Genomic DNA, 23,222 nt, shown 5'->3' with positions numbered 1-23,222 from the left:
CCAGTTTTGCGCGAACCACGCAAATATAGGCAGCGCTTCGCGCCGTAGATCCGAAAATTCTGCACGAAATGCGCAGATAGACCGGTGATTTGCGCAACGGCCTGCGGCGTCAGGCGGGGCGGTCGCCCATCCGCTCGCCCAGGCGGACCGCCCGTTCCGGCCGCCACGCCTCGTTGAACGCGATGGCATTCTGCTGGAACAGCATCACCACCGTGGAGCCGAGCAGGAAGCGCCCCATTTCCTCGCCCTTGCGCAGCAGGATGTCCTGGCCCGCGTAGTCCCATGCGGACACGGTTCCGGTGCGCTTCGGGTTCACCACCCCGTGCCAGGCCGTCGCCATGCTGCCGACAATGGTCGCGCCCACGAGCACCATCACGAAGGGCCCGTGCTCGGGGGATTCAAAGACGCAGACCACGCGCTCATTGCGCGCAAACAGGTTGGGCACGCCGCGCGCGGTGACGGGGTTCACCGAAAACAGCGCGCCGGGCACGTAGACCATGCGCGTGAGGCGGCCGTCGCAGGGCATGTGCAGGCGGTGGTAGTCGCGTGGCGACAGGTACAGGTTGGCGAAGCCGCCGTGGCGGAAGCGCGCAGCCAGCGCGGCATCCCCGCCCACCAGTTCCGTGGTGGAAAAGCGGTGGCCCTTGGCCTGCAGGATGTGGTGGTCGTCGATCGCGCCGAACTGGCTGATCGCCCCATCCACCGGGCACACGAAGTCGGCCGCCGCCAGGGGCCGGACACCGGGCCGGAGGGGGCGGGTGAAGAAGGCATTGAAGCTGGAATAGCTGGCGATGTCCGGGTTCTCCGCCTCGCTCATGTCCACGCCATAGCGGGCCACGAACCAGCGGATCAGCCGGGTAGTCATCGGACCGCCCTGCGCGCCCGCGACACGCCCGGCGAGGGTGGTGAGGCGCTGCTTGGGCAGCGCGTATTGCAGCAGGACCTTGAAACGATCGGACAACGGCTGACCCCGGACTAAGGCCGCCAGTATAGGGCCCCTGGCCGTTGAAGCCAGGGTGCCCCCGCCGAGCCGCCGCTACGAGGTGAAGAGGATGCCGAAGCGGCCCGGGTCCTCGCTGACGATATTGGGCGCGGTCAGTGCCTGGTGTTCCACGCTTTCCGAGAAGCCGAGCACCACCCCGCTGCGGCTGAACGCACCACTGTCCAGGTTGTTGGTCCAGAAGTCGATGCCCGCCGCGTCGCCGTTGCGGTCCAGCGCATTCTGGTAGACCAGCTCAACGAAGGCACGGTTGGACAGGCTGCCGTACTGCGCTTGAAACTCAGCCGAGTTCACGAAGGCCTCGGCGACGCCATTGAGTGTGAAGCCACCGGATTCGATGTTGCCGCGCCAGAAGCTCAGCCCGGCCACGTCCGGAAGCCTGCCCAGGGCGGTGTCGTAGAGCCGGGCGATCTGGGCCGCGGTTTCCGACAGGTCCCAGATGCCGGCCGAAGTCGTTGGCAATTGGGCAGCCTTGTTTTCCGCGCTTTCGCTGAAGGACAGTAGCACCTGCGCCCGGCTGGCGCCGGCCGCGAGAACTGAGTTCCACAGTGCATAGCCGCCCTCGTCCGGCGCCCGGTCCAGCACGTTGCGGTACAGCAGCGTGACATAGTCCTGGTTGCTGAGGTTGCCGTAGCGCTGCCCGAATTCCGCGCTGCCCAGGAACGCGTCAGCCAGGTTGATCAGCGGCGCGCCCGAATCCAGTTGCGCGATCCAGGTATTCAAGCCGCCTTGGTCCGGCGTGCGACCGAGCGCCGCATCGTAAAGCCGGAACACCTGCGCCGCATTGCTGTCGGGGGACAGGAACAGCGTGCCGTCGGCGAAGCGCACCTCCTCCCCGCCTGTGATCAGGTCGGTGCTGCTACCGATGTCGAGCCGTAGGCCGCCGGGCAGCAGGGCGTGCCCGACGCCGCGGAACCCGCCGGGCGCGGTGATGACGTCGTAGCCGGAACCGGCATCCACCCAGTTGTTTCCGGCCGGCAGCGTCACGGAGTCGTTGGTGCTGGACAGCTGCAGATAGTTGTCGAAGGTGACGTTCGTCAGATCCTGGGGCGAGACAGTCTGATCCAGTGCCGGGAAGTCCTGCGAAACCGTGATGGGCCCCAGCCCCTGGAACTTGGACAGCCAGTTCCGTGCCAGGATCGGGATCACCATGTCGCCACCCACGATATCCCCCGGGGCGTCGGCCAAGCTCTGGACGAAGCGGATGCCTGGCAGCGGGCTGCCGGCGGGGATGTCGCGGAAGATGTCGTTGTTGATCACGAAGCCGGAGTTCGGACCCAGGTAGAGCGCCATGCGCCCGTCCGGCAGGCGGCCGATGGCGCTGAAGGCGGTGTGGCCATAGATGGTCAACGTGTCACCCTCGGCCGGATTGAAATCCAGCATCAAGTCGACGCCATCGCCCGCTTGGTAGACGAAGGCATCGGCACCTTCATTACCCTCGATCAGGTCGCCCACCACGAAGCCGCCGAGCTGTCCGGCGGCGTTGAGCACCAGCCGTCCGTTGTCACGGCCGCCGATGACCACATCATTGCCGGGCCCTCCGGGCAGGGAGTCGTTGCCCGCGCCGCCGGCCAGCAGATCGTTGCCCTCGTTGCCGACCATGATGTCGTCACCAGTGCCGCCGAACAGCATGTCGTCGCCCAGCTCGCCCTGCATGTTGTCGTTGCCGGGGCCGCCGAGCAGCACGTCGTTGCCGAGGCCGCCCTCGCCGATGTCGTTGCCGGCACCGCCGAGGATCAGGTCGTCGCCTTCCTGGCCCTGGACGTTGTCGTCACCGTCGCCACCATTCAGGCCATCATTGCCCTCATGGCCGTTGATGAAGTCGTTGCCGGCATCGCCGTACAGCGTGTCATTGCCACCCCGGCCCTGCAGGATGTCGTTGCCGCCGTTGCCATGCACCACCGCCGGGCTGTCGGTGCCACTGGAGAAGTTGTTGTCGCCATCGCCAAGATTGACGCTGGGCGCGTAGCTGGGTGATTGCCGTAGGTCAATCACCAGCCCCACAGTGCTGCGGTTGTCCACCGTGCCGTTGCCAAGCTGCACCAGAAGGCTGGATACGCCGTTCGCCCCGGTGACATCGCTGTCCAACGCCTCGTTTCCACCACGGTCAGCGAGCGTGAACGTGCTGCCGAGCAGTGGCGCGAAGCCCGCGCGGTAGCTGCCGGCGCTGAGGCCGGTGAAGCTGAAGAAGCCGGAAGCATCTGTCGTTGTGACCGGGCCGAGAGCCTTGCCGCTTGCATCCAGCAGCCGCACCATGACGCCCTGCAGCGCAACCTCATCGCTGCCGTGGATGCCATCGCCATTGGCGTCCATCCAGGCATAGCCACCAAGCTGCGCCAGCCCGGGGGTGAACACGCCAGCGGAAAGGTCGGACACGCTGCCACCCGACACCAGCGTGAAGGGCGCGCTTTCGCCGTTACCGCCGACGTCGCTGTCGACAGCGTCGTTGGTGCCCTGGTCGCGCGCCGTGAAGGCCGTGCCGCGGGGCGCGGTGAAGGCCACTTGATAAGTACCGGGCACGATGCTGCCGAAGCTGTAGGTGCCATTGGCGGCGGTGGTGGTGCTGGCGACCACCGCGCCGTTGCTGTCCAGCAGCCGCACTGCGACACCCGCCAGCACCGGCTCGTCACCGTTGCGGATGCCATCCGCGTTGGTATCGGTGAACGCGATGCCGCTGACCCGGCCCGGGGTGTATACGCCGGCCGAGAGATTGCCGACGGAGGAGCCGGATGCCAGCGTGATCAACCCGCTGCGGCCATTGGCGCCGACGTCGCTGTCCAGGCTGTCGTTGTTGCCCTGGTCGCGACCCGTGAAGATAGCACCGGCGGGCGCGGTGAAGGCCACCTCGTAGCGCCCGGGCTGCAACCCCGCAAAGCTATATGTGCCATTGGCGGCGGTGGTGGTGGTGCCCACCACCGCGCCGCTGCCGTTCAGAAGCTGTACCGTGGTCCCGGCCAGCACCGCGTCGCCCGCATCCTGGACGCCGTTGCCGTTGCTGTCCACGAAGGCAGTGCCACTGATGCTGGCAGGCGTGTAGACGCCAGCCGACAGGTTGGCGGAGCTGCCGCCTGACGGCAGAGTGAAGAGCGCACTGCGGCCATCGCTGCCGACATCGCTGTCGATGGCGTCGTTGCTGCCCTGGTCGCGCAGCGTGAACACGGTGCCGTCAGGTGCCGTGAAAGCCACTTTGTAGGTACCCGGCGCCACGCCGGCGAAGCTGTAGGCGCCATTGGCCGCGGTGGTGGTGCTGGCGACGATGCCGCCCGTGCCATCCAGCAGCCGCACCGCCACGCCCGCCAGCACGGCATCCCCCGTGCCCTGTACGCCGTCGGCATTGTTGTCGGTGAACGCGACGCCGCCGATCGTGACGGGCGTGTAGACGCCAGCGGAGACGTTGCCCACGCTGGCGCCCGATTGCAGGTTGATGACGCTGCTGCGACCATCGGCGCCGACATCGCTGTCGATGCTGTCGTTGCTGCCCTGGTCGCGTGCCGTGAACACCGTGCCGTTGGGTGCGGTGAAAGCCACGCGGTAGGCGCCCGGCGCCAGTCCGGCGAAGTTGTAGGCCCCGGTGGCCGAGGTGGTGGTGGTGCCCAGCACCGCGCCATTGGCGTCGGTCAGCCGCACCGTCACGCCGGCCGAGACGGCATCGCCCGTGTCTTGGATGCCGTTGCCGTTGCTGTCCGTGAAGGCGACACCGCTGATAGCAGCCGGCGTGTAGAAGCCCGCCGATACGGCGCCGCTGCTGCCCCCCGAGCTGAGCACGACGCTTCCGCTGCGCCCGTTGGTGCCCACGTCGCTGTCGATGCTATCGTTCGTGCCCTGGTCGCGGGCGGTGAACACCGTGCCAGCGGGGCCGGTGAACGCGACCTGATAGGTGCCGGGCGCCACGCCCGCGAAGCTGTAAGCCCCGGTGGAGGAGGTGGTGGTGCTGCCCACCACGGCGCCGCTGCCGTTCAAGAGCTGCACGGCCACGCCGGCGGCCAGGCCGTCACCCGCGTCCTGGATGCCGTTGCCGTTGTTGTCGATAAAGGCCACGCCACCAACGCTGACGGGTGCATACACGCCGGCCGAGACGTTGGCAGCACTGTCGCCCGATGCCAGGGTGATGGTGCCGCTACGGCCGTTGGCACCGACATCGCTGTCGATGGCATCATTGGTGCCTTGGTCGCGAAGCGTGAACACCGTGCCATCCGGTGCGGTGAAGGCGACCTGGTAGCTGCCCGGCCCCACGCCGGCGAAGGTGTAGGCACCGGTGGAGGAAGTGGTGGTGCTGCTCACCACGGCGCCGCTGCCATTCAGCAACTGCACCGCCACACCCGCCAGCAGCGTGTCGCCCGGCCCCTGCAAGCCATCCGCGTTGCTGTCCAGAAACGCGACGCCGCTGATGCCGGTGGGCGTGTAGACACCGGCCGAAACATTGGTGGCGGTGCCGCCGGAGGCCAGGGTGAGGTTGCCGCTGCGCCCGTTGGCGCCCACGTCGCTGTCGATGGCGTCGTTGGTGCCCTGGTCACGTAGCGTGAACACCGTGCCATCCGGCGCGGTGAAGCTGACTTGGTATGTGCCGGGCGCGACGCTGGTGAAGCTGTAGGCGCCGTTGGTGGCGGTGGTGGTGCTGGCCACCACGGCACCGCCGGCATCGAGAAGCTGCACGGCCACGCCCGCGAGCAGGGTATCGCCGGTGCCCTGCAGGCCATCGGCATTGCGATCCTGGAACGCCACGCCGCTGATGCTGACCGGCGTATAAACACCGGCCGAGACATTGCTGGCGCTGCCACCGGAGGCCAGGGTGATGGTGCCGGTGCGCCCGTTGGTGCCTACGTCGCTGTCGATCGCATCGTTCGTGCCCTGGTCGCGTGCCGTGAACACCGTTCCGGCAGGCGCGGTGAAGCCCACCTGATAGGTGCCGGGCGCCACGCCCGCGAAGTTGTAAGCCCCTGTGGAGGAGGTGGTGGTGCTGGCCACCACCGCGCCGCCGGCATCCAGGAGCTGCACGGTGGTTCCGGAAAGCACGGCATCGCCCGGGTCCTGCAGGCCGTTGCCGTTGCCATCCACGAAGGCTGTGCCACTGATGCTGACCGGCGCATAGACGCCCGCCGAGACGTTGGTGGCACTGCCGCCGGATGCCAGGGTGATGGCGCCGCTGCGCCCGTTGGCGCCCACGTCGCTGTCTATGGTGTCGTTGGTGCCCTGATCGCGCAGGGTGAACACCGTGCCGCTGGGCGCCGTGAAGGCCACTTGGTAGGTCCCGGGCGCCACGCCCGTGAAGCTGTAGGCACCGGTGGCCGAGGTCGTGGCGTTCGCGACCACGGTGCCGCTGGCGTCCAGCAATTGCACAGGCACGCCCGCCAGCACGGTATCACTCGGGCCTTGTACGCCATCCGCGTTGCGGTCTACGAAGGCGGTACCACTGATGCTGACCGGCGCATAGACGCCGGCCGAGACATTGGCCGCGCTGCCGCCTGAAGTCAGCGTGAATGTGGCGCTTCGCCCGTTGCTGCCCACATCGCTGTCGATCGCGTCATTGCCACCCTGATCGCGTGCCGTGAAGACCGTGCCGTCGGGCGCGGTGAAGGCCACTTGGTAGGTACCGGGCGCGACGCCCGTGAAGCTGTAGGTTCCAGTCGCGGAGGTGGTGGTGCTGCCCACCACGCCTCCATTGGCATCCAGCAGTTGCACAGCCACGCCCGTCAGCAGCGTATCCGTGGTGTTCTGGATGCCGTTGCCGTTGCTGTCCAGAAACGCGACGCCGCTGATGCTGACCGGCGTGTAAACGCCCGCAGAGATGTTGGTGGCGCTGCCGCCGGACGCCAGCGTGATCGCGGCACTCCGCCCATTGGCGCCGACATCGCTGTCGATAGCGTCGTTGGTCCCCTGGTCACGCAGGGTGAACACCGTGCCGTTCGGCGCGGTGAAGGCAACCTGGTAAGTGCCGGGCCGGATGGCGGTGAAGCTGTAGGCCCCGGCGGCGGAGGTTGTGGTGGTCGCGACCACGGCGCCGCTGGCATCCAGCAACTGCACCGTCGTGCCGGCCAACACCGTATCGCCCGCACCCTGGACGCCATCGGCGTTGTTGTCGGTGAAGGCGGTGCCGCTGATGGTGGCGGGCGTGTAGATCCCGGCCGACAGGTTGCCGATGCTCGCCCCGGAGGTCAGGGTCAGGCTACCGCTCAATCCCGCGCTGCTGACATCGCTGTCCGTCGCGTCGTTGTTGCCCTGGTCGCGCGCGGTGAACACCGTGCCGGCGGGCGCGGCGAAACCGACCTCATAGGTTCCGGGCTTCAGGCCATTGAAGCTGTAGGCACCGTTGGCGGCGGTGGTGGTGGTGGCCACAACGGCGCCGCCGGCATCGAGCAGCCGCACCGCCACGCCGGCGAGCACGGCGTCACCCGCGCCCTGCACGCCGTCAGCGTTGGTATCCGTGAAGGCCACGCCGCTGATGCTGGCAGGCGTGTAAACGCCGGCGGACAGGTTGGCGATGCTGTCGCCGGAAGCCAGCACCAGGCTGGCGCTGCGGCCGTCGGTGCCGACATCGCTGTCGATGGCATCGTTGGTGCCCTGGTCGCGCAGCGTGAACACCGTGCCGCCGGGCGCGGTGAAGGCCACCTGGTAGGTACCGGGGCGCACGCCCGAAAAGCTGTATGCCCCGGTGGCCGAGGTCGTGGTGCTAGCGACCGCCGTACCGCTGGCATCCAGCAATTGCACGGCAACGCCCGCCAGCACGGCATCGCTGCTGCTTTGCACGCCGTCTGCGTTGTTGTCGGTGAAGGCCACACCGCTGATCGTGGCGGGCGTGTAGACACCGGCCGAGACGTTGGCCGCACTGCCACCGGACGCCAGGGTGATGGAGCCGCTGCGCCCGTTGCTGCCGACATCGCTGTCGATGGCGTCGTTGGTGCCCTGGTCACGTAGCGTGAACACCGTGCCGCCGGGCGCGGTGAAGCTGACCTGGTAAGTGCCGGGCGCGACGCTGGTGAAGCTGTAGGCGCCGTTGGTGGCGGTGGTGGTGCTGGCCACCACCGCACCGCTGGCATCCAGGAGCTGCACGGCCACGCCCGCGAGCAGGGTATCGCCGGTGCCCTGCAGGCCGTCGGCGTTGCGATCCTGGAAGGCGACGCCGCTGATGCTGACCGGCGTATAAACACCGGCCGAGACATTGCTGGCGCTGCCGCCGGAGGCCAGGGTGATGGTGCCGGTGCGCCCGTTGGTGCCTACGTCACTGTCGATCGCATCGTTCGTGCCCTGGTCGCGCGCCGTGAAGACGCGTCCGGATGGCGCTGTGAAGGCCACCACGTAATCACCCGGCGTCACGCCCGTGAAGCTGTAGGTGCCGTTGCTTGCGGTGGTGGTGGTGGTGATCGCCGTTCCGGCGCTGTTCAGCAGCTGCACCGTGGCGCCAGCCAGCAGTGTATCGCCGCTATCCTGCACGCCGTTGCCGTTGGCATCGACAAAGGCGGTACCGCTGATGCTGGCAGGCACGTAGACGCCGGCGTTGATGGTGTTGCTGCTGCCGGCCGTGACGGACACGCTGGCCAAGCCGCCGCTATCCACCTTGCTGCCCGTCGCCGCAGCAGCCGTGGGCGAAAAGCGGTCCCCGGACGGCGCCACCACCGTCACGGTGTAGTTGCCGGCCGCAACATTGTTGAACTTGTAGGCGCCGGTGGAATCCGTGACATCGGTGCTGACCACGGCACCCGCCGAGTTCATCAGCCGCACTGTCACGCCGGAAACGGCGGCGTCCGAGGCCGCAGCCAGCCCGTCCGCGTTGGCGTCCAGGAAGACCGTGCCGCCGAGCGTGGCGGGGGCGCTGTCATAGCCCACGACCTTGCCGGTGCCGGAGTCCGTGGCGGTGGTCACGGTCGGCGTGCCGGTCTGATTGGGCGTGGTGGGAACGGTGCTGGCGCTATAGGCGATCGCGTTGAATTCGAAGGCTGGCGACGGGGTGGAAAACACCACCCGGGTGAAGGAGGTGTCCGTGAAATTGATGTTGACGAAGTAAGACCCGTCTGCGCCCTGCGACCCGTTGGGGCTGCTGCTCACGGTGGAACCCGTGATCACCCCCACCTGAACCAGGCCGTTGTAGAACGTGATGGTATTGCCGGAGTCGACTGATCCCCAGAGCAACCCGAAGTACTTCTGCGCCGTGGCGTAGTTGAAGCTCACGCCGCCGCCCAGCGTCGCCGGCTCCGCGGCTAGGTAGTTCCCGGCCTCGCCATAGGGGGACGCCGCGACGCCTGCTGTCGATCCGTGGTAAACGCCGGAACCATCTCCGAATGTGATGGTGTTGGCGTTGTTCGTGCCAAACCGCAGGGTGTTCGAGGTGACCTTGCCGTTGCTCGCCTGCGTACCGAGTGACAGGAGCGTGACGCTGCTGTTCTGCGGAGCAGAGGCGAGGCTGGTGTCAATCGTATAGGCCATGATGGATTTGAACCTGCGTGGGAGGCGGGATGGGTGGAGCCGACTTGAAACCAAGCCTTCGAAGGCTGGACAGTGGGCGGCGGATCAGGAGAGCAGGTGCGAGCCCAGCCCGCGCGGCCGCTCAGGGATCGCGACTGGCTGCCTTATCTGGCCGGAATCGGCACGGAGTGGTTGCCCTTGCAGCTCGATATCGACCCATGACCACTCATCTGTCTAAAGGCGGCAGCTCCGGTTAGCCACCATTCCCAAGACTTTGTATAAAAGGAAAATATCTTGCTTAGAGAGTAAAAATTGGTAAAGATCCGTCGCCGCCCCACCGTCTTTTGGTGGAGGACAACAAGCGTCATCGGGACGGGCGTTGCCGATCCTCTCCTGAATTTTTTTGGTCTTGATCTCCCGTCATAGCGTGCGTCGGGGCGGCCTACGTAGGCTTCCACCGTGCGGAGCCAGGGCCATATCAGGTGTCATGACCAATGCCTCCGCCCCGCGCCTGCGTGTCATAGATTTGGAAACCACCGGAGACAGCTTCAGCAACGGCGGGGTGGTGGAGGTCGGCTGGCAGGACCTGATCTGCCAGGGCGACAGCACCTGGGCGCTGGCTGGCCCGCCGCAGGCGCGGCTGGTGCGGCCTGCGTTCCCGATCTCCCCCGTGACCTCCGCCATCCATCACATCGTGGACGAGGACGTGGCCGGAGCACCGGCCTGGGCCGATGTGGCACCCGATGTATTGCAGCGGGACGGCCCGTTGGCGCTGGCGGCGCATCGCGCGGCCTTTGAAAAGCGCTGGTGCACGCCGCAACTCAGTGGCCGCGCCCGCTGGATCTGTACCTATAAATGCGCGTTGCGGCTTTGGCCGGACGCGCCGTCGCATTCCAATCAGGGCCTGCGCTACTGGCGCCGGCCGGCGGAGCTGGACAGGGCCACCGGCCTGCCGGCGCACCGCGCGGGGCCGGACGCCTATGTCACGGCCCACCACCTGCGGGACATGCTGGCCTTGGCGAGCCTGGACCAGTTGTTGCGCTGGTCGGAAGAGCCGGCGCTGCTGGTGCGCGTGCCCAGCGGGGCGTTGCGCGGCCGGCGGTGGGAGGAGCTGGAGGTAGCGCAATTGCAACGCGTGCTGGCCGGCGAATGGGGCCAGAACACCGACATGCTGTTCACCGCCCGCGCCGAATTGGCCCGGCGCGCCGGCACCGGTGAGGCGCCGCCGCCGGCGCCGCGGCAGATGCGCCTCGGCGTTTGAGTCGCCGCGCGCAACCTTGCGGGCGCTGCGCCATTCTGCGCCTGGGGTGATTTCTCCCCAGCGGGCCGAGGCCGGCGCCGCCATGCCCGGAGGGTCCGTTCAGTGCCGCCATCCCCCCCGCCACGCTCGCCGCTGGGTGCCTTCGTGGTCATTGCCGTGGTTCTGGGCGGCGGCGCCGCTGCCTTTGCCTATACCGCCGGGTGGCTGTCGCCGGACCGGCTGTCGCGGGAAAAGGTTCTCGCCGCGCTGGCCCCGCCGGACGGGCCGGCACCCGGGCACCGGCGCAACCACGTCAAGGGCATCTGCTTTATCGGCAGCTTCGCAGCCAATGGTGCCGGCGCGGCCCTGTCCCGCGCGCCCATGCTGGCGAGCGGCACCTATCCCGTGGTCGGCCGCATGAACCTCGGCGGCGTCAGCCTGTCGGAGCCGGATGCCAAGGCACGGGTGCGCGGGCTCAGCCTGCAGTTCACGGCGCCCGACGGTGCCGAATGGCGCACCGCCATGATCAGCGCGCCGTTCTTTCCAGTCGCCACGCCGGATGCCTTCTACGCGCTGCTGCAGGCATCCGCGAGCAAGGAGGCCGGCGCCATGCCGGCCTTCGCCGCCGCGCATCCAGAGATCGCCCGCTTCGGCGCCTGGGCCGGCAGTGCCCCCTGGACCGGAAGCTACGCCGAGGAACGCTACAACAGCCTGAACTCCTTTATCTTCACCGATGCCGGGGGTACCGATCGCGTGGTTCGCTGGTCCATGCGGCCCGAGGCTCAGCCCGTCGCCGTGTCGCCGGAAGCGCTGGCCGCCCGCCCGCCGGACTTCCTGAACCGAGAGATCCGCCAGCGCCTCGCCGCCGGTCCCGTGCGCTGGACCATGCAGGTAACGGTGGCCGAGCCGGGGGACCCTGTGGCCGACCCGAGCCAGGCCTGGCCCGACGGCCGCCGCAGCGTGGATGTGGGCACGCTGACGGTGAATACCCTGCAGGACGAGGCGGATGGCCCGTGCCGGGACATCAACTACGACCCCACGGTGCTGCCGCCCGGCATGCGCACCTCGGCCGACCCATTCCCGGCGGCGCGGTCCTCCGCCTATGCGTTGTCCTATGAGCGCCGTGCCGCGGAAGCCGCGCAATACCCCCATGCCGCCTCGGGAGCCCGTCCATGACCGCCGCCCCGCACTTCAGCCCCATGCAGCGCCTGCTGCACTGGGCCATGGCGATCTGCATCCTCGTCATGTTGTTTATCGGCGTCGGCATGGTGTCCACCATATCGACGCGCTATCTGGCGCTGGTGTCAGTGCACAAGCCGCTGGGCATCGCCATCCTGGTGCTGGCGTTGCTGCGTCTCGCACTGCGGCTGCGGCGGGGCGCGCCGCCGCTGCCGTCGGACCTGCCGGAACCGATGCGGCTGGCGGCCAAGCTGTCGCATGTGGTGCTGTATGGATTGATGATCGCCATGCCGCTGATCGGCTGGGCGATGGTTTCGGCCGAGGGCATGCCCGTCACGCTGCTCGGCGGGCTGCGCCTTCCGGCGATCGTGCCGCAGAACCTCGAGCTCTTCGCGCTGCTGCGCAATGTGCATGGCTACCTCGCATATGCTTTCTTTGCTGTCATCCTGCTGCATATCGGGGCGGCCCTGTTTCACGCCCTGGTACGGCGCGACGGGGTGTTCCAGGCCATGGCGCCGGTGCCCGACCGGACCGCACGGTGACGGCTCGGGGTGCCGCTGGCACCCCGAGCCCCCGGCCTATTCCGGCTGCACACCCAGTTCCTTCAGGATGCGGCCGTAGGTTGTGTATTCATCGCGCAGCATGGCGTTCAGCGCGGCGCGCGGCATGAAGGCGGCGGGCGAGCGGGTGGTGTCCAGCACCTGCCTCACCGCCGGGGTTTCCAGCGCCGTGCGGCAGGCCTCCTCCAGCCTGTCCAGCACCGGGGCCGGGGTGCCGCGCGGGGCATAGATCCCCACCTGACTGAGCTGCAACGCGTCGATCCCCTGCTCGCGCGCCGTCGGCACGTCTGGGAAGTCAGGATGGCGGCGGTTGGAGAAGACGGTGATCAGCCGCATCTTGCCCGCCTGCACCATCTCCGCCGCCGAGCTGACCACGGCGGCGGAAAAATCCAGCCGGCCGCCCAGCGTGTCATTCAGATGCGGCGCCTCGCCACGATAAGGCACGTGGTTGAACTCCACCCCCGTGGCACGCTGCACGCGCCACACGCCAAGCTGCGGCAGCGAGTTGGGGCCGGGGCTGCCATAGCTCATGGGCCGGCGCCTGCCTTCCGCCACCAGCTCCGGCAGCGTGTGCACGGGGCTGTCGGCGCGCACCACGATGCCCAGCACGTTTTCATTGGTGCCACACACGGCCTCGAAGTTCTGTGGTTCGGTGCCCGTGGCGCGCACCATGTGCGGCTGCACCACGATGGCGGTCATGGGCGTGTGGCCCAGCGTGTAGCCGTCCGGCGCCGCGGCGGCGACGGACCGCATGCCGACCACGCCGGAGGCGCCGTCGCGCGTGATCAGCACCAGCGGCTGGCCCAGCGTCTTCTGGAAGTTCTCGCTCATGGCACGGATCAGCACGTCCGCGGCGCCGGGGGTATAGGGCATCACCATCACCACCGGGCGTTCCGGATAGCGCGTGGCAGGCGCCTGGGCGAAGGCGGGCACGGCGCCGAGCAGCGCCAGTGCGGCCAGCAGGGCGCGGCGCATCACGCGCGGTCCTCCAGGATGGCCACGGCGCGCGTCCAGCCGGCGGAAGCGCGGTGGATCTTCATGGGAAAGCAGGCGACGGTGAAGCCGTGCGGCGGCAGCGCCTCCAGGTTCGCCAGCTTCTCCATCTGGCAATAGCCGATCTCGCGCCCCGCGCGGTGGCCTTCCCAGATCAGCGAGGCGTCGCCGGTTTCCTGCACACGCTTGCGGGTGTGGCTGAAGGGCGCGTCCCAGGACCAGCCGTCGGTGCCCACCACGCGCACGCCGCGCTCGGCCAGCCACAGCGTGGCGGCGCGGCCCATGCCGCAGCCACTGTCGATGAAGTCCGCCTCGCCATAGCGGCTGCCGGCGCGGGTGTTGACCAGCACGATCTCGAGCGGGCGCAACTCATGCCCGATGCGCCGCAGCTCGGCCTCCACCTCGTCCGGCTGCACCACGTGGCCATCGGGCTTGTCGCGGAAGTCCAGCTTCACGCCTGACTGAAAGCACCAGTCCAGCGGCACCTCGTCGATGCGCATGGAGGGGCGGCCGCCGGGCACCAGCTTCTCGTCCATGCGGGAAAAGAAGTGGTAGGGCGCGTCCATATGCGTGCCGTTGTGGGTGGACAGGTTGATCTGCTCCACCGCCGCGTATTCGCCCTCGGGCAGCGCGTCCAGGCCCACGCCCATGTAGTCCGCCATGCTTTGCGCGGTCTGGTGGTGGTCGCGGTATTCAATGGCGGGCAGCATGTGCGTTGGGTCGCTGGCGATGCCGGCCTTGAGCACGGTCGAGATGTCGATGATCTGTCTGGCCATGGTTCTTTCTTTCGTTTCCTCCCCTGCCCACCCGGTCAGGCGGGCCAGGGCACGGCGGGCAGGATCTCCGCCCTGCATTCGCCGAAGCCGATGGAAACCGCGCCCGGCGCATGCGCGCGGCCGCGGAAGATCACCTCGTCGCCATCTTCCAGAAAGCGACGCGTCTCGCCATTCGGCAAGGTGACAGGCCCGCGCAGCAGGATTTCCGCGAGGCAGGCCTCGGAACCATCCGTGGGGCCGGAGCAGGTGCCGCTGCCCAGCAGGTCGCCCGGCAGCAGGTTGCAGCCGTTGCTCCCGTGGTGCGTGACCATCTGCGCCGGCGTCCAGCTCATGGTGGCGAAGTCGGTGGCCGTGATCCGCGCGGGCTCGGCACCCTCCGCCCGCATGCGTGGCGTCAGCAGGAACGCTTCCAGGGCGATGGACAGGCCGCCCGCGCGTCGGTTGGCATCGGAATCCAGGTGTGGCGGCGCGGCGGCCACGCCCTCGGCGCGCCTGGCGGCGGCGATGGCGAAGGGAATCATCGCGTCCGCCGTCACCACCCAGGGCGAGACGGTGGTGGACAGGCTCTTGGCCAGGAAGGGGCCGAGGGGCGGCATCTCCCAGCGCTGCACGTCGCGGGCCGACCAGTCGTTCAGCAGCCCGTAGCCGAACAGCCGGTCCGGCGCCCGCGACATCGGCACCGGCGTGCCGATCGGGTTTTCCGCGCCGCCCAGCCAGATGGCCAGCTCCAACTCGTAGTCCAACGCCTCGGTGGGGCCGAAATAGAGACCATCCTTGCGCATCCACTGGCCGTTGGGGCGCCGCACCGCCTCGCCACTGGTGCGGACGGAGGAGGCACGGGAATGATAGGCGACGGGCAGGTGGTCGAAGGCGGGCGGCAGCGGTGCCAGCACGTCCTTCAGCGCGCCGAGCCGCCACGAATGCTCGCGCGACACCATGAAGTCGCTGAAGTTGGCGATGCGCGACGGCAGGTGCATCTGCGCCTCGGCCATCGGCACCAGCAGCGCGGCGGCGGCGCCCTGTACCGGGCTGCCCTCGGCCAGCAAGTCGGACAATTGGTGGCGCAGGGCGCGGGCGGCATCGCGGCCCAGCGCCATCAGCGGGTTCAGGCTGGGTCCCGCCGCGGCTTCCGCCGCCGCTCCGGACAGCAGCCCGGCATCGAGCCCGGCGCGCAGGTCCAGCACGTGATCACCGATGGCGACGCCGCCGCGCGGCGCTTCCCCGCCACGCGAGAAGATGCCGAAGGGAAGGTTCTGGATGGGAAAATCAGTTTCCGCCTGGGCGGAAGGGAGCCACGCCCGGCGTTCCGGGTCGTGAGTGCGATCTGGAGCGTTCATGCCGGCATCCTTCCGCACTGGACGGAGCATGGGAAGATAAAATATATATTTTTGGTGGAAATCGATAAATCATCCCCAGCGGACTCCCCCACCTTGGCCGAGGCGGCGGCGCACCGGTTGCGGCAGGACATTGTCGGCGGCGGGTTGGCACCGGCCACCCGGCTGCGGATGCGTGACCTGACGCAGCGCTACGGCGTCGGCGCCACGCCTTTGCGGGAAGCGCTGGCGCGACTGGCAGCGGAAGGCTTCGTGCTGCTGCAAGGGCAGAAGGGGTTTTCGGTGCCCCCCGTCACCCGCGCCCACCTGCTGGACGTCACCCGCTCCCGACAGGTGGTGGAGCCGGAAGCGCTGCGGCTAGCGATGGAGGCGGGGGGCGCCGCGTGGGAAGATGGGATCGTCACCGCGCTGTCGCTTCTGCGCCACGAGATCGGCCGGCGCGACCCGGCGAGCGAGGAATGGCTGGACCGCTATGAAGCCCGGCACCACCGGTTCCACCGCTCGCTGATCGCCGCCTGCCCGCTGCCCTCGCTGCTGCGCTTCTGCGATGACCTGTATCTGCAGAAGACCCGCTACCGCCGGCTGATGGAAACCGCGCAGCAGGACTGGGCGCGCATGCTGGAGGTGCATGAGGTGCTGGCGGAAGCCGTGCTGGCCCGCGCGGCGGAGGCGGCCCCCATGCTCGCCGGCCATATCGGCGTGACCGCCGAGGTCGTCCTCGCCTTGTTGGGCGAGGACGGTGAATGACACTCAGTCCTTGCGGTTGGGCATCTCGTCCGCCGCGAGCAGGGCGCCGGCGATGGCGCACATGCGGCGGGCCTGATGGCGCACGGCGTCCAGGTCCTCCGTGCGCGGCGGGCGGTTCTCGGCACCGACAATGGCGGAGGCGCCGTAGGGGGAACCCGCTTCCAGCATCGCCTCGTCCGTGTATCCGGTGGGCACGACCACCATGCCCAGATGCGCCATGGGTGCGTAGAGCGAGAAGGTGACGATCTCCGTGCCGCCATGCGGCCAGGATGCCGTCGCGAAGGCACCGCCGACCTTGCCCGCCAGGGCGCCACGCTTCCATTGCGGGCCGAGCTGGTCGAAAAACGCCTTCAGCTCGGTGGCCATGGCACCGAAGTAGCAGGGTGTGCCGAACAAGATGGCATCAGCCCATTCGGCATCCGCTGTCGCGGGCGCCTCGTACAGCGCATTCTGACGTTGGGCGTTGTCAAGCCAGCCGTCCGATTTCCGCATTGTCGCCTCGTCGACCACTTCGCGGGCGCGGCGCAGGCGCACCGTGGCCCCCGCGGCCTCGGCCGCCGCCGCGGCCGCGACGGCCAGGCGTTCCACCGAACCGGAGCGGGAGTAGAAGGCGATGAGCAGGCGGACGGTATCGGGCAAGGAATGAGATTCCATGTCTGGAGGGGCATGCGGTATCTGATGCTGCCGGCCATTTTGATAAGATGCGCGCCGCCCGGCGGGGGGTGGCGATGCGGCCGGAACCCGCGGTGCGAACAGCCGTCTGGGGAAGGCAACCACCCAGGCGCTACCGATAACCGGAAGCGGTGCAATTTACTCGTCGTGCCTCCGACCCTAGACTGCGATCCAACATGAGCTGGGATGAGGATTGAACCGCTGATGCGGCGGCTGGCTGCCTGGCTGTTCCTGGGGTTGCTGGCCGGTTGCGCGGCGGGCTCCGACTGCATGCCATCGCATGGCATGGCGCTTCCCATCGAGTGGGCCGACAATCGTCCCATTGTGCAGGCGACCATCAATGGCCAGCCTGCCCGGCTGATCTTCGACACCGGAGCATCCCGGACGCTGCTGCGGCAGGCGGCGGCGCAACGATTGCAGCTTCCGGCGGCGCTGACCCGTTCTCCCTGGGTCGTCGCGGTGGGTGGACCCACGGAGGTTCCCATGGTGGCCGTGTCGGAGATGTCGGTGGGCCCGATCCAGCTGAGCGGCTTGCAACTGCCGACGATCAACACCGTGGAGCGGCCCAACCTGCGGGCTTGGTCAGCCGACGGGTGGCTCGGCATCGATTTCCTGGGATACGGCGACATCGATCTCGACTTCGCCCGCCAACAGGCCACCCTGTATCCCGCCGCCGCCTGCCAATCCACGAAGCCGCTGTGGGAAGATGGCTACACCACGCTGCCGGGCGTCCGCCAGGCATCCGGCAAGGTCGCGGTCACGGTCATGCTGGACGGCACGCCGGTGCAGGCCATCCTCGACACCGGCGCGGAGATCAGCGCCGTCTCGTCTGCGACCGCCAGGAAGCTGGGCTTCGATCCAGGCGCCAATACCCGGGAGGTCAAGGTATTCGGCATCAGCGGCCGGCCGGTCGCGGGCCACCTTCACCGCTTCAGCACCATCCGCGTCGGCAGTGACATCTTCAATAATCCGACTTTCGCCATCGTGGAACTTCCTGCCGACGTAGAGATGCTCATCGGCATGAACCTCCTTCGCGGCCGCCGGGTCTGGATTTCCTACCCCAACGGCGCCGTCTCCATCGCGCCCCGCCCGAGCCGTGCCGCGAGCCGGCAGTCCACCGGCATCGGGCCGTGAAGGGCAAAGGAGTGGCGGTCTCCTCTTCGCGGCAGGTACTCCGTGCTGTCGCCCCGATGAGAGGCCTGGCCACCACCCCCGTCCGTCCCTCCGGGCAGACCGCTACGCAAGCACGGCCTGGTGCCGCCGCGCGGTGCGCGGGGCGGGTCCGGTGAATTCGGCCGCGTGGCGCTGGCTCACCAGCGGTGTCTTCGGCCTGCTGGTGGGCTTGGGGTGCGGCAGCGCGCTTTATCCCGTGCTAAGCTGGTTGCTCGGCTTGCCGGACCCATCCGGCCTGCCGGGGGCGGAGGAGCAGGATGTCCGTTTCACCCTGCTGGCCATTGCCGCCCTGGCCGTGCAGGTCGCCGTCGCGGTGGTGGCTACGGTGCTGCTGGCACGCGTGGCGGATGCGCGGCGCCGGCTGGGCTGGGGGTGCCTCACGCTCGGCAGCACAATGCTATTGAACGGGGCGGTTATCCTGCTGCCGAGCGGCGTGCTGGGCCATCTCACCGCCGCGCATTCCGGGCAGGACGGCAACGACGCGGCAGTGGCCGCATTGTTCGTGCTGATGCTTAGCCTGCCCTTCGCGGTGCTGTGCGTGGGGCTTCTGGCCGGCGGCGCCTTGCTGCTGCGACGCCGCGCCGCTTCGTCGCGGTGACCGGCCGGCTGTTCAGCGACGTCACGCCGACCACGACCGTCGCGATGGAAGGCGTGGTCCCCGGCACGCTCACGCACAACATGCGAGGCGGAACCGGTCTCGATAAGCCGGGCGGGGTGGTGCAGGGCAAAGGCTGTCATCCCGCAGGCTGCGCCGCCGTGCCTGCACCGGCGCCGGATCGCGGAGCGCCCGAGATTCAACCGTCGCAGCGCACGTCGTATCCGGACACGACGGGCAGGTCGGCATCGCCGACGGTGGTCACATTCAGCCGGGCGGCCGCGCTTCGGTAGCGGAACGCGCAATAGCCGAACCCCGTGCCGGAACAGGACTCTACTTCGACGATGCCGCGTTTCGCCAGCTCGCCTTCACGCCCTTCCGCGATGCCGCCCGCAACCGGCTCGCCCGGGAGCGGGGCCCATTGCTTGATGTCCAGAAGGCGGCGGGCGATGTCGATGGGCAAGCCGTAGATGTTGGGCACGACGGCGCGGCCGGCGCAGAAGCGCTGCTCCGGGGCCAAGGGCAGCACCGCCAGTGTGCTGGTGCCCTGCCGGATGTCGGCAATGGGTTGGCTCAGCTCGTCGCCGTCCTAAAGCCGGATCGCATCGGAAGCCAGTTGTTCGATACCACCGATGGTCGCCCGCGCGCCTGGCTCGGCGTAAGCGATGGCGAGGAGCCGCGTGCCGTCGAACAGGGCCAGATTGCCCTGGGTCAGCAGGCAACTGCCACTGGTGCCGCCCTGCGCGCCGCCAACGAAAGCGACCGCCTGCAGGCGGCCCAGCCGGGCTTCTCCGGTCACCGCCCACCCCGCCGCGGCCACCTGGGCGGCGGCGCGCGAGGCGGCCTTGGTGGTCAAACGCACGCAATCCGCACGTTCCGCCGCTGGTGCGCGGGGCAGCACCTGCACGACCGAGAAGGCAATGCCCGGGACAAAGGATTCGACGCGCGGCGGCGGCTCAATGTCCTACGCGGTGACCACTCGGGGGCAGGTCGTGATGGCCGCGAAGGCCACGGCCAGACCGACGGCGCAGCGTGTGGCGTTCATGGCGGCTCTCGTCTCTTTCGCGCGGAATGCCGTGGTGCCAGGCGTAGGGTGCAAGTCTCCTGCATGCCGCCGGCGATCGGAGCGGTCTAGCTCGTCAGCGATGCCTCGCTGTCGCCGGGCTGACAGGCGAGTCCGTCGCCTGCGCGATAGACGGAAATCCGCACCGGGGCCCCAGGATCCATGGATCGCAGCTCCGCCGCGCCGAGATCGCGGAGGATCACCACCAGTCCCTCCGGCCGGCTGCCGGACATCGCAACCGGCGGGCTGAACAACGTCCCAACGGCCTGGATCAGCAGCATGCCCCCTGCCACGCCGGGCTGCCGCACGAAGCCCTTCACGCGCAGCAGCCGATCCCCACAGAACGCGGCGAGGTTTTCCATCCAGTCGAGCTTGTCCTCCCACGTGGCATCCGCCGAGAAGGTGGCGCGCAGCACGGACATGTGCGGGTGTGCCGCCGGCGCGGCGGGGGGCTCCGGCAGATCCACAGGCGGGGCGGGGCCGAAGGCCGCGCGGGCACGGGCAGCGCGATCGGCCTCCACCACGCGCAGCGCCAGCGGATTGACGGAGGCGGCCAGCGCCTCCGCCGGCCCGGGCAGCGCGAGGTCGAGCTTGGTCAGCACCAGCGTGCCGGCGGCGGCCAGTTGCGCCGCCACCTCGTCGAACTCATCCAGCAGCGCACCCATCCGCGTGGCGTCGCAGGCCGTGACCACCCGGACCCGCAACCCGAGCGGCGCCAGCGGCGATAGCGAGCGCAGCACCGGCCCGGGGCGCACCAGGCCGGATCCTTCCAGGATGATCCGGCGGAACGGCGGAAGTCCGGCCTTGGCGCGGTCTTCCAACAGGGCGCGCACGGTGAACACGAGGTCGTTGGTCAGCGAGCAGCAGACGCAGCCATTGCTCATCATCGACAACGGCAGCGTGCCGCCTTCGGCGATGATGGCGCCGTCCACATCGATCTCGCCCGCCTCGTTCACGATCACGGCGGTGTCCGCCGCCTCCGGCAACGCCAGCCAGTCCACCAGCAGCGATGTCTTGCCGCTGCCCAGAAACCCGGCGAGCAGAATGAACTCCACCGCCGCGGTCACGCCCCGGCGGCCTCCTTGCTCTTCTGCTCCGCCACCATGGCGCGCAGGTCGGCTAGCAGCTCGGCCACGTCGAACACCAACCCGGCGCGGATGGTATGGCGCAGCGCCTGACGCCATTCGGGCTTGCCGGTCGCATCGTTCAGCCGCAGCGCGCCGGTGCCGTAGAGCAGCTTCCAGTCCTCCAGCGGGTTGTCGTCCAGCACCAGCAGGTCCGCCAACTTGCCGACCTCGATGCTGCCGGTCTCGTTGTCGATGCCCAGCAGTTCGGCGCCCTGGATGGAGGCGGAGCGCAGCACCTCCAGCGCGTTGAAGCCAGCTTCCTGCAGCAGCTCCAGCTCGCGCACGTAGCCGAAGCCGAAGGTCTGGAAGATGAAGCCGGAATCGCTGCCGGTGCAAACGCGGCCACCGCGGTTCTTGTAGGCGTTGAGGAACTGCATCCAGAGCCGGTAATGGCCCTTCCACTCCACCTCGTTGGTGACGGACCAGCGATACCAGTAGGCGCCGTGGCCGCCGCGCGCGGGCTGGAAGTAGCGCCACATGCTGGGCCAGGTGTAGTCGTCGTGCCAGTCGGCGCGGCGGAAGCGCATCAGGTCGCGGTTGGCGTCATAGATCGTCATGGTGGGGACGAAGGTAAAGTCGATCTCCAGGAACTTTTCCAGCACCTCGTCCCACTTGGCGCTGCCCGGCTCGGCGGCCTGCAGAAAGGTCTGGCCGGCGGCGGAGAAGCGGAAGTACTCGTCGTTGTAGTTGTAGCCGGGTGGGTAGTTCTGCACGACGCGGTCGTCGTACAACGCCTCCGGCAGGCCGTAGTAGTGCTCGGCGCTGGTCAGGCCCCATTGCGCGGTGGTCAGCGCGTTCATGCGCGTCACCGCCTGCTGCGCATGGTGGCAGCCGGAACGCAGGCCAAGCCGTCCGCATTCTTCCAGCGCCGCGCGCATGATGGCCGGCGGCGCGCCAAAGAACTTCACGCCGTCCGCGCCGGCATCCTTGGCGCGCCTCAGCCAATCCCGCGCCTCGTCCGGCGTGTGGATGGTCTTGAGCATGTCGTTGACGGCGGGGAAGTACGGGTGCGCCAGGATGCGCGGCGCGGCGATGCGGTTGGCGGCCGAGGCGGCGCGTTGCTCCGCCACCCAGTCCAGCCCGCTGAAGCAGCCCATCTCCCGTACCGTGGTCACGCCATGCGCCAGCCACAGCTTGTAGACGTAGTCGGCCGGCGCGACGTCGCCATGCAGCGCGTGGTAGGGCACGCCGATATGCGTGTGGCAGTCGATCAGCCCGGGTGTCACGAACTTGCCGTGGCAGTCGATCTCGTGGTCGCCTTCCGCCGGGCGGCGGGACGGGCTGATCGGCTTGCCCGGCGTGCCGACCGGCGTGATGGCGGCAATGCGGTCCCCCTCGATCACGATATCCGCCGGGCCCCAGGGCGGCGCGCCGGTGCCATCGATCACCGTGGCGCCGCGCAGCACCAGCCGGCGATGGGGGCCCGTGCCACGGTCGCGCCCGGTGGCTGCCGGCACCGGCGGCATGCCGAGCTTGCTGTTCTTGGCCGTGATCTCGTTGCCGGTCTTCGGTGCGTCGGACATGGTGTTTCCTTCCCTCAACGGCGGTAGCGGCGGCCCAGCACGGCGCTGCCGACCACGGTCAGCACCAGCGTGAAGGCCAGCAGGATGAAGGCCAGCGCGGCGCCGAACGGCCAGTTGTTGCCGCGCACGAACTGGTCGTAGACAGCGGGCGCCATCATCTTGAACTGGGGCCCGCCCAGCAGCACGGCGCTGGCATAGGTGTTCATGCACAGCACGAAGACCAGCACGGAGCCCGCCACCACGCCGGGCAGGGCCAGCGGTAGCACCACGCGGCGGAACACCGTCATCGGCGCGGCGCCGAGGTTGGAGGCCGCTTCCTCCGCCTGGCGGGGAATGCCCTCGATCACGGCGGACAGCGTCAGGATCATATAGGGCAGCACCACGGCGACGATGCCGGCCACCACGGCGCCGGCATTGTAGAGCAGCGGCAGCGGCGCCACGATCAGGCCGAGGCCCAGCAGCGCCGCGTTGATGGCGCCGCCATTGCCCAGCAGCGCCAGCCAGCCGGCGGCGCGCACCACGTTGCCCACCAGCAGCGGAAACATCACGAGGATGGTGAAGATGCTTTTGGCCCGCCCCTGCATGCGCGCCAGCCAATAGGCGGCGGGAAAGCCGAGGCCGAGGGTCAGCAGCGTGCTGCCGGTGGCCACGGCCAGGGTGGTGAACAGCACTTGCCGGTAATACGGGTCCCGTACGGCCTGGAGGTAGTTGGCCGCGGTGGTCGCCTCCACCATCATCTCGGTCGGGCTGAACAGGTTCAGCGAGATGCGGAACAGCAGCAGCATCGGCGCCACCAGCAGCAGCACCACCAGGATTCCGGCGGGAAGGACAAGCGCGGCCAAG

At 68.7% G+C, this 23,222-nt stretch carries 17 protein-coding genes; 6 read left to right on the top strand and 11 right to left on the bottom strand.

The window, feature by feature from the left end:
- Positions 1 to 109: 109 nt before the first annotated feature.
- Positions 110 to 961, bottom strand: coding sequence for an archaetidylserine decarboxylase (gene asd, locus IAI59_RS21110; RefSeq protein WP_207415302.1), 852 nt, complete (start codon positions 959 to 961; stop codon positions 110 to 112).
- A 75-nt stretch (positions 962 to 1,036) separates the two neighbouring features.
- Entirely contained in the window at positions 1,037 to 9,418 is an 8,382-nt protein-coding gene (locus IAI59_RS21105) for an SdrD B-like domain-containing protein (RefSeq protein WP_207415303.1), read from the bottom strand.
- 466 nt (positions 9,419 to 9,884) lie between these two features.
- Between IAI59_RS21105 and IAI59_RS21100 the strand changes: the two genes are divergently transcribed.
- The 3 genes from IAI59_RS21100 (at position 9,885) to IAI59_RS21090 (ending at position 12,358) form a co-directional block, all read left to right on the top strand.
- Positions 9,885 to 10,658 carry a DNA polymerase III subunit epsilon gene (locus IAI59_RS21100; RefSeq protein WP_207415304.1) on the top strand — a complete coding sequence of 258 codons (774 nt, stop codon included), beginning with the start codon at positions 9,885 to 9,887 and terminating at the stop codon, positions 10,656 to 10,658.
- Between the two features lie 102 nt (positions 10,659 to 10,760).
- Entirely contained in the window at positions 10,761 to 11,813 is a 1,053-nt protein-coding gene (locus IAI59_RS21095) for a catalase family peroxidase (RefSeq protein WP_207415305.1), read from the top strand.
- On the top strand, positions 11,810 to 12,358 hold the full coding sequence (locus IAI59_RS21090) for a cytochrome b (protein WP_207415306.1): 549 nt from the start codon (positions 11,810 to 11,812) through the stop codon (positions 12,356 to 12,358). Before IAI59_RS21095 ends, IAI59_RS21090 begins: the two co-directional genes overlap by 4 nt.
- A gap of 36 nt (positions 12,359 to 12,394) precedes the next feature.
- On the opposite strand, the gene IAI59_RS21085 is transcribed toward IAI59_RS21090, so the two are convergent.
- Genes IAI59_RS21085 through fahA form a run of 3 tightly spaced genes read right to left on the bottom strand, consistent with a single transcriptional unit; the run spans position 12,395 to position 15,482 of the window.
- Positions 12,395 to 13,351 (bottom strand): Bug family tripartite tricarboxylate transporter substrate binding protein, encoded by a 957-nt coding sequence (locus tag IAI59_RS21085; RefSeq protein WP_237180446.1) that lies wholly within the window; start codon positions 13,349 to 13,351, stop codon positions 12,395 to 12,397.
- Positions 13,351 to 14,145 carry a cyclase family protein gene (locus IAI59_RS21080; protein ID WP_207415308.1) on the bottom strand — a complete coding sequence of 265 codons (795 nt, stop codon included), beginning with the start codon at positions 14,143 to 14,145 and terminating at the stop codon, positions 13,351 to 13,353. The genes IAI59_RS21085 and IAI59_RS21080 overlap by 1 nt, the downstream gene beginning before the upstream one ends.
- Positions 14,146 to 14,180: 35 nt before the next feature.
- Complete coding sequence (gene fahA, locus IAI59_RS21075; protein ID WP_207415309.1) at positions 14,181 to 15,482, bottom strand: fumarylacetoacetase; 1,302 nt, start codon at positions 15,480 to 15,482, stop codon at positions 14,181 to 14,183.
- Positions 15,483 to 15,575: 93 nt separating this feature from the next.
- Here fahA and IAI59_RS21070 point away from each other — a divergent pair, with 93 nt between their 5' ends.
- A complete protein-coding gene (locus IAI59_RS21070) occupies positions 15,576 to 16,226 on the top strand; it encodes a GntR family transcriptional regulator (RefSeq protein ID WP_207415310.1) in 651 nt (216 codons plus the stop codon).
- Positions 16,227 to 16,229: 3 nt separating this feature from the next.
- On the opposite strand, the gene wrbA is transcribed toward IAI59_RS21070, so the two are convergent.
- Positions 16,230 to 16,865 carry an NAD(P)H:quinone oxidoreductase gene (gene wrbA, locus IAI59_RS21065; protein ID WP_207415311.1) on the bottom strand — a complete coding sequence of 212 codons (636 nt, stop codon included), beginning with the start codon at positions 16,863 to 16,865 and terminating at the stop codon, positions 16,230 to 16,232.
- A 219-nt stretch (positions 16,866 to 17,084) separates the two neighbouring features.
- Here wrbA and IAI59_RS21060 point away from each other — a divergent pair, with 219 nt between their 5' ends.
- On the top strand, positions 17,085 to 18,032 hold the full coding sequence (locus tag IAI59_RS21060; RefSeq protein WP_207415312.1) for a retroviral-like aspartic protease family protein: 948 nt from the start codon (positions 17,085 to 17,087) through the stop codon (positions 18,030 to 18,032).
- A gap of 151 nt (positions 18,033 to 18,183) precedes the next feature.
- Positions 18,184 to 18,669 carry a hypothetical protein gene (locus IAI59_RS21055; protein ID WP_207415313.1) on the top strand — a complete coding sequence of 162 codons (486 nt, stop codon included), beginning with the start codon at positions 18,184 to 18,186 and terminating at the stop codon, positions 18,667 to 18,669.
- A 196-nt stretch (positions 18,670 to 18,865) separates the two neighbouring features.
- Here the strand turns inward: IAI59_RS21055 and IAI59_RS21050 are convergent, their stop codons facing one another.
- The 5 genes from IAI59_RS21050 to IAI59_RS21030 all read right to left on the bottom strand — a co-directional run bounded on the left by IAI59_RS21050 (position 18,866) and on the right by IAI59_RS21030 (position 23,221).
- A complete protein-coding gene (locus IAI59_RS21050; protein WP_207415314.1) occupies positions 18,866 to 19,195 on the bottom strand; it encodes a hypothetical protein in 330 nt (109 codons plus the stop codon).
- A gap of 60 nt (positions 19,196 to 19,255) precedes the next feature.
- Positions 19,256 to 19,522, bottom strand: a complete 267-nt coding sequence (locus tag IAI59_RS21045) for a hypothetical protein (protein ID WP_207415315.1) — start codon at positions 19,520 to 19,522, stop codon at positions 19,256 to 19,258.
- Between the two features lie 275 nt (positions 19,523 to 19,797).
- The gene (locus IAI59_RS21040; protein ID WP_207415316.1) at positions 19,798 to 20,796 is read right to left on the bottom strand and encodes a CobW family GTP-binding protein; all 999 of its coding nucleotides are present in this window, start codon (positions 20,794 to 20,796) and stop codon (positions 19,798 to 19,800) included.
- The gene (locus tag IAI59_RS21035) at positions 20,793 to 22,379 is read right to left on the bottom strand and encodes an amidohydrolase family protein (RefSeq protein ID WP_207415317.1); all 1,587 of its coding nucleotides are present in this window, start codon (positions 22,377 to 22,379) and stop codon (positions 20,793 to 20,795) included. The genes IAI59_RS21040 and IAI59_RS21035 overlap by 4 nt, the downstream gene beginning before the upstream one ends.
- A gap of 14 nt (positions 22,380 to 22,393) precedes the next feature.
- Positions 22,394 to 23,221: an ABC transporter permease gene (locus tag IAI59_RS21030; protein WP_207415318.1), complete on the bottom strand. Its 828-nt coding sequence runs from the start codon at positions 23,219 to 23,221 to the stop codon at positions 22,394 to 22,396.
- Position 23,222: the final 1 nt, after the last annotated feature.

Source organism: Roseomonas haemaphysalidis (assembly GCF_017355405.1).
GTDB classification, from domain to species: domain Bacteria; phylum Pseudomonadota; class Alphaproteobacteria; order Acetobacterales; family Acetobacteraceae; genus Pseudoroseomonas; species Pseudoroseomonas haemaphysalidis.
The sequence above is the reverse complement of the archived record's forward strand: the minus strand, read 5'-3'. Positions and strand labels throughout refer to the sequence as shown.

Coding starts and splice junctions, on each gene's coding strand:
- IAI59_RS21060 (WP_207415312.1), top strand. CDS start 17,085: ATGAGGATTGAACCGCTGATGCGGCGGCTGGCTGCCTGGCTGTTCCTG.
- IAI59_RS21090 (WP_207415306.1), top strand. CDS start 11,810: ATGACCGCCGCCCCGCACTTCAGCCCCATGCAGCGCCTGCTGCACTGG.
- IAI59_RS21080 (WP_207415308.1), bottom strand. CDS start 14,145: ATGGCCAGACAGATCATCGACATCTCGACCGTGCTCAAGGCCGGCATC.
- IAI59_RS21105 (WP_207415303.1), bottom strand. CDS start 9,418: ATGGCCTATACGATTGACACCAGCCTCGCCTCTGCTCCGCAGAACAGC.
- fahA (WP_207415309.1), bottom strand. CDS start 15,482: ATGAACGCTCCAGATCGCACTCACGACCCGGAACGCCGGGCGTGGCTC.
- IAI59_RS21100 (WP_207415304.1), top strand. CDS start 9,885: ATGACCAATGCCTCCGCCCCGCGCCTGCGTGTCATAGATTTGGAAACC.
- IAI59_RS21035 (WP_207415317.1), bottom strand. CDS start 22,379: ATGTCCGACGCACCGAAGACCGGCAACGAGATCACGGCCAAGAACAGC.
- IAI59_RS21085 (WP_237180446.1), bottom strand. CDS start 13,351: ATGCGCCGCGCCCTGCTGGCCGCACTGGCGCTGCTCGGCGCCGTGCCC.